Annotated in this window: 14 protein-coding genes; all 14 read right to left on the bottom strand. The window is 31.7% G+C overall.

Annotation, left to right across the window (positions count from 1 at the left end; genetic code table 11):
• Positions 1–39: 39 nt before the first annotated feature.
• Positions 40–582, bottom strand: a complete 543-nt coding sequence (gene atpH / locus I0K12_RS04265; protein ID WP_196885653.1) for an ATP synthase F1 subunit delta — start codon at positions 580–582, stop codon at positions 40–42.
• A gap of 25 nt (positions 583–607) precedes the next feature.
• Positions 608–1,099, bottom strand: coding sequence for a F0F1 ATP synthase subunit B (locus tag I0K12_RS04260; protein WP_196885652.1), 492 nt, complete (start codon positions 1,097–1,099; stop codon positions 608–610).
• Positions 1,100–1,209: 110 nt separating this feature from the next.
• The gene (gene atpE / locus I0K12_RS04255; protein WP_196885651.1) at positions 1,210–1,407 is read right to left on the bottom strand and encodes an ATP synthase F0 subunit C; all 198 of its coding nucleotides are present in this window, start codon (positions 1,405–1,407) and stop codon (positions 1,210–1,212) included.
• 39 nt (positions 1,408–1,446) lie between these two features.
• Positions 1,447–2,613 carry a F0F1 ATP synthase subunit A gene (gene atpB / locus I0K12_RS04250; protein WP_196885650.1) on the bottom strand — a complete coding sequence of 389 codons (1,167 nt, stop codon included), beginning with the start codon at positions 2,611–2,613 and terminating at the stop codon, positions 1,447–1,449.
• 73 nt (positions 2,614–2,686) lie between these two features.
• Complete coding sequence (locus I0K12_RS04245; protein ID WP_196885649.1) at positions 2,687–3,088, bottom strand: DUF6168 family protein; 402 nt, start codon at positions 3,086–3,088, stop codon at positions 2,687–2,689.
• Positions 3,089–3,158: 70 nt separating this feature from the next.
• Positions 3,159–3,395, bottom strand: coding sequence for an AtpZ/AtpI family protein (locus tag I0K12_RS04240; RefSeq protein WP_196885648.1), 237 nt, complete (start codon positions 3,393–3,395; stop codon positions 3,159–3,161).
• On the bottom strand, positions 3,370–3,777 hold the full coding sequence (locus I0K12_RS04235) for a polymer-forming cytoskeletal protein (RefSeq protein ID WP_196885647.1): 408 nt from the start codon (positions 3,775–3,777) through the stop codon (positions 3,370–3,372). The genes I0K12_RS04240 and I0K12_RS04235 overlap by 26 nt, the downstream gene beginning before the upstream one ends.
• Before the next feature lie 20 nt (positions 3,778–3,797).
• The gene (locus tag I0K12_RS04230) at positions 3,798–6,005 is read right to left on the bottom strand and encodes a tetratricopeptide repeat protein (RefSeq protein ID WP_196885646.1); all 2,208 of its coding nucleotides are present in this window, start codon (positions 6,003–6,005) and stop codon (positions 3,798–3,800) included.
• A gap of 160 nt (positions 6,006–6,165) precedes the next feature.
• Positions 6,166–7,512 carry a lytic transglycosylase domain-containing protein gene (locus tag I0K12_RS04225; protein WP_196885645.1) on the bottom strand — a complete coding sequence of 449 codons (1,347 nt, stop codon included), beginning with the start codon at positions 7,510–7,512 and terminating at the stop codon, positions 6,166–6,168.
• Between the two features lie 5 nt (positions 7,513–7,517).
• Positions 7,518–8,471 carry a flagellar motor protein MotB gene (locus I0K12_RS04220; RefSeq protein WP_196885644.1) on the bottom strand — a complete coding sequence of 318 codons (954 nt, stop codon included), beginning with the start codon at positions 8,469–8,471 and terminating at the stop codon, positions 7,518–7,520.
• Positions 8,472–8,495: 24 nt separating this feature from the next.
• Positions 8,496–9,260 carry an exodeoxyribonuclease III gene (locus I0K12_RS04215; protein ID WP_196885643.1) on the bottom strand — a complete coding sequence of 255 codons (765 nt, stop codon included), beginning with the start codon at positions 9,258–9,260 and terminating at the stop codon, positions 8,496–8,498.
• An 11-nt stretch (positions 9,261–9,271) separates the two neighbouring features.
• Positions 9,272–9,931 carry a CoA transferase subunit B gene (locus I0K12_RS04210; RefSeq protein WP_196885642.1) on the bottom strand — a complete coding sequence of 220 codons (660 nt, stop codon included), beginning with the start codon at positions 9,929–9,931 and terminating at the stop codon, positions 9,272–9,274.
• A 5-nt stretch (positions 9,932–9,936) separates the two neighbouring features.
• Positions 9,937–10,638, bottom strand: coding sequence for a CoA transferase subunit A (locus I0K12_RS04205; protein WP_196885641.1), 702 nt, complete (start codon positions 10,636–10,638; stop codon positions 9,937–9,939).
• Between the two features lie 25 nt (positions 10,639–10,663).
• A complete protein-coding gene (locus I0K12_RS04200; RefSeq protein ID WP_196885640.1) occupies positions 10,664–12,979 on the bottom strand; it encodes a transglycosylase domain-containing protein in 2,316 nt (771 codons plus the stop codon).
• Positions 12,980–12,982: the final 3 nt, after the last annotated feature.

Raw genomic sequence — 12,982 nt, 5'->3', positions numbered from 1 at the left:
TTAAAAACTAAAAAATCTTGCTATTAAATAGTATTACACTTATGCTGTGTAACGATTATTTTCAAATTTTACTTTTAATGCCTTTAATTTACTTGCTACTGTAGCATCGAATTGAACATCTCCAACTCTTAAGATGAATCCTCCAATTACTTCAGGATCCACAATACTTACTAATGTAGCTTCGTTTCCAGTTATTTCTTTAACCTTCGCAAGGATTTGAGCTTCAAGCTCTGCTGTTAAAGCTACAGCTGTTGTAACTGTTGCTTCTTGTTTTCCTGCTAAAGTATCTGCTAAAGAAATATATCTTTCTGCGATTATGTCAAGAATATCAATTCTTTTATTCTCAATTAATAATTGCATTAAGTCTAAAGAAACTTGATTTACCTTCCCGTTAAAAATTGCTTCTAAAGCAGCCTTTTTATCATTCGAATGTAATAAAGGACTTTTTAATAACGTACGTAAATCAGTACTTTCGTTAATAGTTTCCACTATTAACTTCATATCATTATAAACTTCAGTTGTAGCATTTTTTTCTGCTGCTACTCCTGCAATTGCTTTTGCGTATCTAAGTGCTACTCTCATACTGCTCTACTCTTTTTTGGTTAGATTAGTTTAAAGTAACGTCTTTTACTAAAGAATTTACTAATTCTAATTGTTTCTTATCATCTGACAACTCTGACTTCACTACTTTCTCAGCGATCTGTAATGAAATTGCAGCAACTTGACCTTTTAACTCAGCAACAGCAGCATTCTTTTCATTTTGAATAGCAACTTGTGCTTGCTCTAATAATTTAGTAGCTTCAGTCTGTGCTTGCTCTTTAGCTTCATTGATCATGTTATCTTTCATTTCACGAGCCTCTTTTAACATTGCATCTCTTTCAGCTCTTGCTTCGTTTAAGATACGCTCGTTATCAGCTTTTAAATTTGCCATTTCTTTACGAGCCTCTTCAGCAGCAGCTAAAGCGTTGTTAATAGAGTCTTCTCTATCTTTTACAGCAGTTAAAATTGGTTTCCAAGCTACTTTCTTTAAGATGAAAAAGAAAACAACGAAGATTATTGTTGTCCAAAAAACTAAACTTTCAGGTGCGATAAGATTCATAACTGTATATTTAAGTATCTATTTTTTAAAATTTTTATTTGTTTAATCTTTTAAAAGGAGCACTGCAACCAACCGTTGCAGTGTGTTCCTTTTTGTTTTTTCAAAAATAATTACGCGATTAACGCAACTACTACTGCGAATAAAGCAACCCCCTCGATTAAGGCAGCAGCAATAATCATTGCAGTTTGAATTTTTGAAGCAGCTTCTGGTTGACGTGCAATAGCGTCCATTGCAGATCCACCAATTTTACCAATACCTAATCCTGCAGCTAATGCAGCGATCCCAGCACCAATTCCAGCTAAAACCATAATATTAAAATTTATAATTAATAATTAAACAAATTCTTTTTAGTGATGGTCATCTACAGCTTGACCAATGAATAATGCTGATAACAATGTAAATACATACGCTTGTAATGCAGCAACTAATAGCTCTAAGAAACTCATGAAGATTACGAACGCTCCAGAAACTGGTGCGATGAATACCGTCTTAAAGATGAAAATTAAAGCTACTAAACTTAAAATAATAATATGTCCTGCCGCAATGTTTGCGAATAAACGCACCATTAAGGCGAAAGGCTTTGTGAACATTCCGATAATCTCAACAGGAATCATTAAGAACCATAATGCTTTTGGCACTGGTGGAGCAAATATGTGCCCCCAGTAGTTCTTGTTTCCGTTAAATGATGTGATTAAGAATGTGATAAATGCTAAAGTAAATGTAAACGCTAAGTTTCCTGTAAGGTTAGAACTAAACGGGAAGAAAGGAATCAATCCGATTAAGTTATTAATCCAAATAAAGAAAAATATCGTTAATAAATAAGGCATAAATTTCGCATATTTCTTAGCTCCAATGTTTGGAATAGCAATATCGTCACGAACGAAAATCACTAAAGGCTCCATGAATCCAGCGATTCCTTTCGGTGCCATTTTATTCTTTTTGTAAGACTTTCCAACTTTTGAAAAAATAAGAAATAAGAAAATTACTGAAAGAACCATCGAAAATGCATTCTTTGTAGGAGATAAGTTGATTGGTCTGATCCCAAAATCAAAAGCTTTTGCTAAATCTTTTAAGTCTGCTGGGTGAATATCAGCAACTTTATCCGCATAATAAATGTTTCCATTTACCATTTCGAATTTCATTCCGTTCTTTTCTACAATCTTTCTGTGGTGATCAGTTCTTGTGAACTCACTAGCTTTTACATCTCTATATTTTCCATGTCCAAATTCTGTAGACATGAAAGTAACTAATCCATTATCTGTCCATAAGATAACTGGAAGAGGCATTGAAATTGCATGTCCACCCCAATCAGCGATATGGAATTCATGTGCATCAGCGATGTGATCGTTGATAAATTCACTTGGATTAAACTTTTCCTCTTCATGGTGAGAAGATTTGTCATTTGCGTGAGATGTTTCTTCACCATGCCCTTGAGCAAATAAAGATCCTACTAATGAAACTGATAGCAGCATTGATAGGATAAATGTCTTGATAGATTTTTTTGCTATAATCATTTTTAAGATAGTAAAAAATTATGCCTTTAAAATTCCGTGCAAATCTACATAATAAATTGAAAAATCAAACTATTTAATCAGCTTTATTTTTTGATGAATTTAATATCCCTACAGCAAATATCATTTCATACAGTAAAAAAAGGAAGAATGGTATGAAAAATTCGAAGACATCTGGAATATAATTTTCCTTACCCGCTTTGATTAAAGGTATTAAAAACACTATAGATGCAAGCATTTTAATAACTCCCATTGCAAGATATCCTAACCCAGTTTTGTCTGGAGCAACTTTATGAATTGCAACTAAAGAAACACATGTTAAACCAGTAATAATTGTGTGAAATAAATAAATACTAATTGTTGAATAAAATAATTTATCTTCTAATTCTAGAGATCGAACAATGAAAAATTGTGCTATAAAAAGCAAAATTGCAAATGGCAAAAATGTTTTTAGTAAATGTAGATATGGCGATTTCATTCTTTATTTTTTTATTAAAAATCGAGCACAAAATTACAATTAAGAATCTGAAATATGGAAGTTTGAAAGATTATTTTTCTTCTTCATCTTTCTTTTTACTTATTTTAAGTACTTGCCTCACGATATTATAAATGGAAGCAAAAACCGCAAGAAGTGAAAAAATTACGGTATAAATCTGGTAAGAATTTGGATATTTTTTATCGAGCCATTGTCCAAAAATAGCTCCAGCAGCAATGGTAACTCCCATTTGAAGCCCCATTGCTGAAAAGCGTATATAATTATTAAGCTGTTTTTTCTTTTGTTGCATTACGTAATTCTTTAACAGAACCATTATTCATTTCAATAGATCCATTTACTAATGCATCAGGCTCCACAAAAAGCTTTCCTGTAACAGTTTCCCCAGTAAGCCTTGCTGTTGATTTTAATGACAATAATTGACTTACTTTGATTTGACCAGTAAAAGTTCCTTCAATATCAGCATTTGAACAAGTGATAGTTCCTTCTACCTTCCCTTCTTTTCCAATAACGACTCTACCTGCAGTTTTGATATTTCCTTCCACAAAACCATCAATTCGGAAATCACCATCAGACGTGATATCTCCTGTTATAGAAGTACTTTTCGCAATCGTATTTCTTTCTAATGATTGGGGGTTACTAGATGTTTCTCTAACTTTTTTATCACTAAACATTTTCTTGTGTTTTAAAATAATTATTTTTTATCCTTTAGAATTTTCATTACTTCTGAAGCTTTTTTACCCTCTTCTGTATTCGGATAATTCAAAGCTACAAACTCTAAGGCTTTTATAAAATCTTTTTTACCTTGTTTTTTTCCAACTGCGTATGCTTTTAATAATTCAAATTTTGGAATTAATGGCATATCTGCAAATTGACCAATTGCTTTCTCACAATCCTTTATCGTTTCTGTGTATAATTTGTTCTTATACTTCACAAAAATCTTCTTATAAATATTCTCTGGAGAAGACTCATCATTTTCTCTAGCTAATAATTGCTCTGGATTTGTGATAATTAAAGCATATCTAGATTCTGGGTAATTTTTAGTAATATCTTCTTTATATTTATCTGAATTAACCTGATCTTCCATTAAAAGATAAGTTTTATAAAGATTATATTTTGTTGGTAATACTAAAAATTCTTTTGGTTGAAAATCTAATAATTTTTCTAATTTCTGAACCGTTTCAGGATATTTTTTGAAATCTTCCTTATAAATCAATCCTAAATTATAATAAGCATCATCTCGAACTCCTTTGATCGAATCTAATTCAGACTCAAAAACTGGAACTTGGAAAATATAGAAGTTTACGTCATACTTTGAAAATCCTTTTTTCTTAGCTTCTCCTTCTGCACTAGCTACATCTTCGTTATCTTCAACATCATTTTGTTTGATAATACTCTTATCCGAAAGTCTCCAATTATCTTCTAAAGGTCTTGTACCCCATTTTTTCTTAAATTCACCTTTACCAAAACCAACTGTTTGTGCATTATAGAAATACCATTTTCCTCCTTTTCCTTTTGGTCCAATAGAAGATCCTCCTCCATTTCCAGCTGCATATAAGTTTGCATTCAACTGTCTCTGTCTTTCTTCTTCTTCTTTTTTCTTTAACGCATCAATATATTTTTGATAATATTTTTGTTGCTCAATCGGAGAAAGATTTGCCACATAAAGAATGCTATCATTTCTATGTGCAAGCTCCTCATACTTGATTACATTTTCTAAGTTTTTTCTCTTTCTCTTAATTCTTCTTACACGTTTTGATTTAGGATATTTTGCAATTTCCAATACACTATCGTAATAAGAACCTGAAAGTGAATACTTAGCTTCATCAAAATAAATATCTCCTAATTTTTCATAAGATAATTCTTTCTGAAAAGGCGTTGTAATTTTTTGTCTTAAACCTTTTTTAAAGCTAATTGCAGCAATAGAATCTTCCTTTTTTAATCTTTTAACATTTCCCAAATGATAATAAATCTGTTCTAAATAAGGGCGATTATCTCTATTTCTTTCTAACTTTTTAAGTTTTTTCTCTACTGCAGCCAAATCTGAATTTTCATCAATATTCTTAACCTTTTCTAGCTCAGCATTGATTCTATATTTGTAAGGAATTTTCTTCATTTTAGCTACTTTGTAAAAAGCATTATTTGAAGAATCTAATTTTTCCTGGCTTCTGTATAATTGTCCTAAAATAAATAAATTCCTTGCTGTCTGTGCTTTATTTTCTGAAGTTCTTGTAGCACTTTTTAAATAATCAATCGTATGCTGAACGCTATCTAGGCTATAATAAGCCATCGCTAAAGCTGTATTTGCTTTTTCACGAATAGCATCTGGAAGTTTTTTTCGTTCCAAAAGTTTTTTCAACTCAGAAATCGCTTGTTCTTGATTTCTAAGTCTAATTTCCGTTTTAGCTTTCCAATAAATTGTCTCATTGATCAAACTTGCATCCGGGTATTTTTTAATTACATAGTTAAAAGCTTCTAAAGCTGGCACAAATCTCTGAGAATAATATCTAGATTTCCCTAGTAAGAAAAAAGCTTCATCTGTTTGTGAATTTCTTTCTTTTCCTCCGATATTCATCGAGTGTTTTTGCACTGCTTTTACAGCTTTTTCTTCTGCTCTTTCAAATGATTTTGAAGTATTTTTCTGTTGTTCACCGATAGTTGGCATCAACTGTTCTTCAATTTTGATTGGCTCAATTGGTAAAATTTCCCAAAAATTATCAGAATAATTTTGTTCTAATTCTTTTACACCATCTTCATAAGCCAATTTTCCATTATACAAAACATTATACTTCGTGGTTAAACCATGATATTGTCTATTTAGAAACTTATTCTTTCTTGTAGAACAACTCACTATTGCCAACAAACCAACTAGACCAAAATATATGTAATAGCTTCTTTTCAAAATAATTGTATTTACCTAATTTCTTAACTTCATTCTTGTTAGAATATTGTTAAAGGATGGTAAAAATACAAATTTATTCAGAACAGGAGTTTTCAAGTCAATTTTTTATAAATAAAAAAGCCTGATTTTATAATATAAATCAGACTTTTAAATTTTATTCTTAATAATTTCTCGGATAAATCGTCAAACGTTGACCGATCCTCAAATTATTTGATCTTAAATTATTCCATTGTTTAATTTTCCGAACAGAAACTCGGTATTTTTTCGCAATCTTACCTAAATAATCCCCAGATTTCACTTTATAGCGAATTCGATTCCCCATTTCCGTATATTTTGGTAATGGTTTTTCTTGTTTCGCTTCTTCTGCATCTATATAAGCATAAATCTCTGCTTCATTTTCAACAAATCTTGCAATTGCATCTTTTGGTAAAGTCAAAACATATTCTTTATCTTTTACATAAGGAATAATTTCTAATCGATATTGCGGATTCAAATAACGAATCAAATCAATATCCACATCTACTTTTTTCTCGATTTGTTCAAAAGAAATAAATCTTTTCACCTGAACAGTATCTGTTTCAAAAAATGCTACTTTGTTTGAAGCTGCAAATAAATCATGCTCCTCTTTATATTCAAATAAATAAAGTGTTGCATAAAAAGCAGGAACATATCCGGCAGTTTCTCTTGGTAAATAATTACGAATATTCCAATAATTTCTATGACCTCCAGAACGACGAATCGCTTTTGTCACATTTCCAGGTCCAGAATTATAAGCTGCTAAAGCTAAATCCCATTCCCCAAAAATTTTATACAAATCTTCTAAATATTGACAAGCAGCTTCCGTTGCTCTAATCGGATCTGAACGCTCATCCACATAAGAACTCACTTTCAGGTCATATTGTTTTCCTGTTTGATACATAAATTGCCACAGACCTTTAGCTCCAGCCCAAGATTTAATTCTTGGTTGCAATGCAGATTCTACAATTGCTAAATATTTTATCTCTAAAGGCAAATCATATTTATCTAAGTGTTCTTCGAACATTGGAAAGTAATATTGTGCTCTTTCCATTACTTTAGATAATGATCTTTTTCTTCTTTTTAAGTAATTATTGATCAAATTTTCCAAAATCGGATTGTATTCAATCTTAAAAGGTGTTTGACTATTCAAATGTGCCAAACGTTCTTTTAAAACTTCTTTTGTCAATAATTTTTCTTCAAATTGCATCATCTCTGTATCCTTTATCAAAAAAGGAACGGTATCATATAAAGACGATTTATACATTTCTACCAACCATAAACTATCTATTTGTGCTGCAGTTTTAAAACCTTCTTTTCTTAAAATTGCATTTTGAATAGAATCATTTTTGGCTAATGCTAAACTATCTTTTGAAACCGATACAGAATCTAATATTTGATCTGAACTTTTAGAAACTACATTCGTAGAATCTTTTTGTGCATAAATTGAAATTGTACCTAAAAATAATAATGTGACAATTAGTCTTCTCATAAAATTTACTCATTTAGTAGCTTCGAAATTTCATCTAAATTAGGTTCCAAGATGATTTCGATTCTACGGTTCTTTGCTTTACCTATTTTTGTTTTATTTGTTTCAATAGGTACATATTCACTTCTTCCTGCGGCAGAAATCTGCTCAGGTCCAACTCCATTTCCTTGTAATACACGAACGATTGCGGTTGCTCTCTTCGTTGACAAATCCCAGTTATCTAAAATTGCTCCACGTTTTGCAAAAGGTACATTATCTGTGTGTCCTTCAATCAAAACATTGATATCTGTATTTTCACTTAAAACAGATGCTAATGTTTTAATTGCTTTCTTTCCTTCTGATCCAACAGCCCAACTTCCTGAGTTAAATAAAAGTTTGTTTTCCATAGATACATAAACCTTACCATTTTTATGTTCTACCGTCAAACCTTTTCCTTCAAAAGCTTTTAATGCATTAGAAACGGCACTTTTTAGAGCTAACATTTTCGCCTCATTAGCTGCCATTAATTTTTCTAACTCATCTACTCTTGCAGATCTTTGTGCTAATTCTTCTTGAAGTTTACTCAAACGAGCATTTTCTTCAGCTAAAGCATTTTCTTTTGCTTCTAATTGTGCTAAAAGATCTTTGTTTCTTGCTAAATTCTTCTTGATTGTAGAAGAACTTTTTGCCTCTAATAAATCGTAATCTTCTTGAAGTTTATCAAACTGAGATTTTAATGCATCATATTCACTTTGTAAATTGTCTTTTGCACTAGCTAAATCTCCGTGTTTACCTTTTAAATCGTTTAATTCTTTGTTCAACCTTGCTTTTTCAGCTTCCAAATCCTTTTTTTCTTTGGACATCTTACGCTTAGATGCTGCTAAGTTGTTGTATTTTTTCTCTAAATCAGAATAAACTTTTTTAGAAACACAAGATGTTGTTAAACCTAGAACTAGAGTACCGATTATTAGTTTTTTAATCATTGTTAAATATTAATTTTTGGTTAGTTACGATTTCATTTCAACCACGATAGGGCAATGGTCAGAATGCTTAGCTTCTGGTAGTATGTAAGCTCTCTGCATTTGATCTTTCAATGGCTCACTTACCATATTATAATCAATTCTCCATCCTTTATTGTTCGCACGTGCATTAGCTCTATAACTCCACCAGCTATAATTATGAGGTTCTTTATTAAAATAGCGGAAACTATCTATAAAACCTTGATTGATAAATTCTCCAATCCATTCTCTTTCTACAGGTAAAAACCCTGAGTTTTTAGCATTTTGCTTCGGATTGTGAATATCTATTTCTTCATGACAAATATTATAATCTCCACAAATGATCAGATTCGGAATTTCTTTTTTCAAATCATTTACATATTCTTGAAAATCTGCCATGTATTTAAGTTTAAGCTCCAATCTGTCCGTATTTGTTCCAGAAGGAAGGTATAAACTCATGATAGAATAGTTATCAAAATCGATTCGAAGATTTCTACCTTCAAAATCCATATATTCTATTCCTGTTCCGTATTCTACATGATTTGGTTTATGTTTCGATAAGATAGCAACACTGCTATAACCTTTTTTTTGTGCCGAAAACCAGTAGTGATAAGGATATCCAGCTTCTTCAAAAATTGTAGTATCTAATTGTTCTTTTTGAGCTTTTGTCTCTTGAATACAAATAACATCAGGGTTTGCAGACTGTAACCAGTCCATAAACCCTTTTTTTAATGCAGCTCTAATTCCGTTTACATTATAGGAAATTATCTTCATCAAATATTTTTTTAGTCAATCTTCATTTCTGGAATCTCTCCATCCACGATTAATGTTCCTTCTGTTGCATTTTGAATTTCTTCTACAGAAACTCCTGGAGCTCTTTCTATTAATTTAAACCCTTCTGGAGTAACTTCTAAAACTGCTAAGTTTGTTACAATTTTCTTCACACACCCAACTCCTGTAAGAGGAAGAGAACATCTTTTTAAGATTTTAGATTCTCCTTTTTTGTTTGTGTGCATCATTGCAACGATGATATTTTCTGCAGAAGCAACTAAATCCATTGCTCCTCCCATTCCTTTCACCATTTTTCCAGGAATTTTCCAGTTTGCGATATCTCCGTTTTCAGCAACTTCCATTGCTCCAAGTACAGTTAATTGTACATGTTGTCCACGAATCATAGCAAAACTCATAGCAGAATCAAAAAGAGAAGCTCCATCTAATAATGTTACTGTTTGTTTTCCAGCATTAATTAAATCAGCATCTTCTTCTCCATCAAATGGGAAAGGTCCCATTCCTAAAATTCCATTTTCACTCTGAAATTCTACTTGAATTCCTGCAGGAACATAGTTTGCAACTAATGTCGGTATTCCAATTCCTAAGTTTACGTACCAACCATCGTTTAACTCTTGTGCAATTCTTTTTGCAATTCCTATTTTATCTAAAGCCATATTTTTTAGTTTTTTGGACGAACTGTACGTTGTTCGATACGTTTTTCATAATCTTTTCCTTCAAAAATTCTCTGCACGAAAATTCCTGGTGTATGAATTTCATTAGGATCTAATTCTCCAGCTGGTACTAATTCTTCTACTTCTGCAACAGTAATTTTACCTGCCATTGCCATCATTGGATTAAAGTTTCTCGCTGTTCCTTTGAAAATTAGGTTTCCTGCCGTATCACCTTTCCAAGCTTTTACAAATGCAAAATCTGGTTTAAAAGCTTTTTCTAAAACGTACATTTTTCCATCAAACTCTCTAGTTTCTTTCCCTTCAGCTACTTCTGTTCCGTATCCTGCTGGCGTATAAAATGCTGGAATTCCAGCTCCTGCAGCTCTACATCTTTCTGCTAAAGTTCCTTGAGGAATTAATTCTACTTCCAATTCTCCTGAAAGCATCTGACGCTCAAACTCGTCATTCTCTCCTACATAAGAAGAAACCATCTTTTTGATTTGACGTTGGTGTAATAATAATCCTAACCCGAAATCATCTACACCAGCATTATTTGAAATACAAGTCAAATCTTTTACCTTTTTACGAACTAATTCCGTAATACTATTTTCTGGTATCCCGCAAAGTCCAAAACCTCCAAGCATGAAAGTCATTCCGTCTTCCACACCTTCAAGAGCTTCCTGAACGTTGTTTACTACTTTATTTATCATTTATATTTTAGTTTTGAAAGTCAATTTAGTTGTCATTTAAGATATCATCATCTTCTTCTTCATAAGAATCCTCTTCGACTTCCTCAACATCATCCTTCTTTCCACAGTCTATTTCAATTGATAATTCTTCTGGTTTTTCAAAATCTTCTTGACTAATATTCAATTCAGGATCTGCATATAGAGCTTTATGATATAAAGCCCAAATAGGAAGTGCCATAGAAGCTCCTTGTCCTCTTGCTATTCCTCTAAAGTGAATTGAATATTCATCTCCTCCAACCCAAACTCCTGTTGTAAGATTTGGTACAACTCCCATAAACCAACCATCTGATTGATTTTGTGTTGTTCCTGTCTTACCAGCAATTGGATTCTTAAATTCATATGGATAACCTGTAACTACATTATCTGGATATTTTCCATATTTTGTTCTTAATCTTATTCCCGATCCTGATTCTGTTACACCTTTTAATAAATCTAAAACAACATAAGACGATTCTTCACTTAAAATTTCATGTGTTTTTGGCATAAAATCTTCTAAAACAGTTCCGTTTTTATCCTCAATTCTTGTAACAATCATTTGATCAATACGTAATCCTTTATTTGCTAAAGTAGAATACGCTCCGACCATATCGTATAAGTTTAATTCTACGGCTCCTAAAGCAATAGATGGATTTGGTTGAATTTCTTTAGAAATACCTAAATCATTTGCTAAACGTACTACCGTTTCAGGTCCTACCTCATCAATTAATCTCGCTGTAATCGTATTTACAGAACCTGCTAAAGCTTCTTTTAAAGTTAAAATGTTTCCATATTTTCCATCTGAATTTTTTGGAGTCCAATCATCAGCCATTCCATATTTTTCTTTTGGAATTGTATAAGGAACATTTGTAAATTCTTTACAAGGAGAATATTGTAATTGATTAATTGCTGAAGCATAAACAAAAGGCTTAAAAGTTGAACCTACTTGTCTTCCTCCTTTACTTTTTACGTTATCGAATTTAAAATATTTATAATTAATTCCACCAACCCAAGCTTTAATATGTCCTGTTTGTGGTTCCGTAGACATTAATCCTGCACGTAGAAAATGCTTATAATAACGAACAGAATCTAAAGGAGTCATTACAGTGTCTTTTACACCATTCCAAGAAAACACTTTCATTGGTCTTTCTGTGTTAAAAGAAGCTATAATTTCTTCCTTTGTTTTACCATTCTTTTTCATTCTTTCCCATCTACCTGTATATCGAATTTTCTTAAGTAAATATTTATCTACTTTCTTCTTAGACATCCCATAGAATGGTGCATTTTTATTTCTTTTTTGCTCTTTAAAAAATGATTTTTGAAGATTAGCCATGTGTTGTTCCATTGCTTCCTCAGCATGCTTTTGCATTCTAGAATCAATCGTCACATAAATCTTTAAACCATCTTTATATATATCATATTCTTCACCATCTTCTTTAAGATTATTTGCAGTCCAATCTTTCATGAAAGCACGAAGATGCTCTCTAAAATAAGTTGCATATCCATCACTATGGTCTTCTCTTTGTAAATTTAAACCTAAAGGTAATTTTTGTAGAGAATCTTTTTCTTTTTCAGTGATGTAATTTGCTTTCGCCATCTGTTTTAACACAACATTTCTTCTGTGTAAAACAGTATCTTTTCTTCTTTCTTTTGTTGGATTAAATAAAGTTGAATTTTTTAACATTCCAACAAACATTGCTGATTCCTCAACATTTAAATCTTTTGGTTCTTTTCCAAAATAAATCCTAGAAGCAGAATTAATACCAACAGCCAAATTATTAAAATCATAATTATTCAAATACATTGTAATGATTTCATTCTTTGTGTATTGTCTTTCTAAACGAACAGCAATAACCCACTCTTTTAATTTTTGCTTAATTCTTCCGATTGTACTTAAAGATCTCTTCTTAGTAAATAAACCCTTTGCAAGCTGTTGCGAAATAGTACTTGCTCCTCCACCTTTACCAAATTTAGTAATTGCTCTTACCGTTCCATAAGCATCAATTCCAGAGTGCTCATAATACCTTTCATCTTCAGTCGCAACCAAAGCCTCTACTATATTTTCTGGTAATTCTTTAAAAGTAACTGGAGTTCTATTTTCTTTAAAGTATGTTCCTAGAATTTTACCATCTGCAGAAATAATCTCTGTTGCATAATTACGATCAGGGTTTTCAATCGACTTGAATGTTGGAAGTTCTCCAAAAGCTCCATTAGATGTTAATACAAAAATTAAAACAACTGAAAAAATACCACTGGCTACTATTGCCCAAAACCAAATAACGTATTTTTTAAATTTGTTTGGCGAACTTTTTACTTGTTCTGTCATTTT

The organism is Aureivirga sp. CE67 (assembly GCF_015767245.1).
Lineage (GTDB): Bacteria > Bacteroidota > Bacteroidia > Flavobacteriales > Flavobacteriaceae > Aureivirga.
The sequence above is the reverse complement of the archived record's forward strand: the minus strand, read 5'-3'. Positions and strand labels throughout refer to the sequence as shown.

Bases quoted from the DNA above. Each gene is read 5' to 3' on its own strand.
- atpH (WP_196885653.1), bottom strand. From the start codon at position 582: ATGAGAGTAGCACTTAGATACGCAAAAGCAATTGCAGGAGTAGCAGCA.
- I0K12_RS04260 (WP_196885652.1), bottom strand. From the start codon at position 1,099: ATGAATCTTATCGCACCTGAAAGTTTAGTTTTTTGGACAACAATAATC.
- atpE (WP_196885651.1), bottom strand. From the start codon at position 1,407: ATGGTTTTAGCTGGAATTGGTGCTGGGATCGCTGCATTAGCTGCAGGA.
- atpB (WP_196885650.1), bottom strand. From the start codon at position 2,613: ATGATTATAGCAAAAAAATCTATCAAGACATTTATCCTATCAATGCTG.
- I0K12_RS04245 (WP_196885649.1), bottom strand. From the start codon at position 3,088: ATGAAATCGCCATATCTACATTTACTAAAAACATTTTTGCCATTTGCA.
- I0K12_RS04240 (WP_196885648.1), bottom strand. From the start codon at position 3,395: ATGCAACAAAAGAAAAAACAGCTTAATAATTATATACGCTTTTCAGCA.
- I0K12_RS04235 (WP_196885647.1), bottom strand. From the start codon at position 3,777: ATGTTTAGTGATAAAAAAGTTAGAGAAACATCTAGTAACCCCCAATCA.
- I0K12_RS04225 (WP_196885645.1), bottom strand. From the start codon at position 7,512: ATGAGAAGACTAATTGTCACATTATTATTTTTAGGTACAATTTCAATT.
- I0K12_RS04220 (WP_196885644.1), bottom strand. From the start codon at position 8,471: ATGATTAAAAAACTAATAATCGGTACTCTAGTTCTAGGTTTAACAACA.
- I0K12_RS04215 (WP_196885643.1), bottom strand. From the start codon at position 9,260: ATGAAGATAATTTCCTATAATGTAAACGGAATTAGAGCTGCATTAAAA.
- I0K12_RS04210 (WP_196885642.1), bottom strand. From the start codon at position 9,931: ATGGCTTTAGATAAAATAGGAATTGCAAAAAGAATTGCACAAGAGTTA.
- I0K12_RS04205 (WP_196885641.1), bottom strand. From the start codon at position 10,638: ATGATAAATAAAGTAGTAAACAACGTTCAGGAAGCTCTTGAAGGTGTG.
- I0K12_RS04200 (WP_196885640.1), bottom strand. From the start codon at position 12,979: ATGACAGAACAAGTAAAAAGTTCGCCAAACAAATTTAAAAAATACGTT.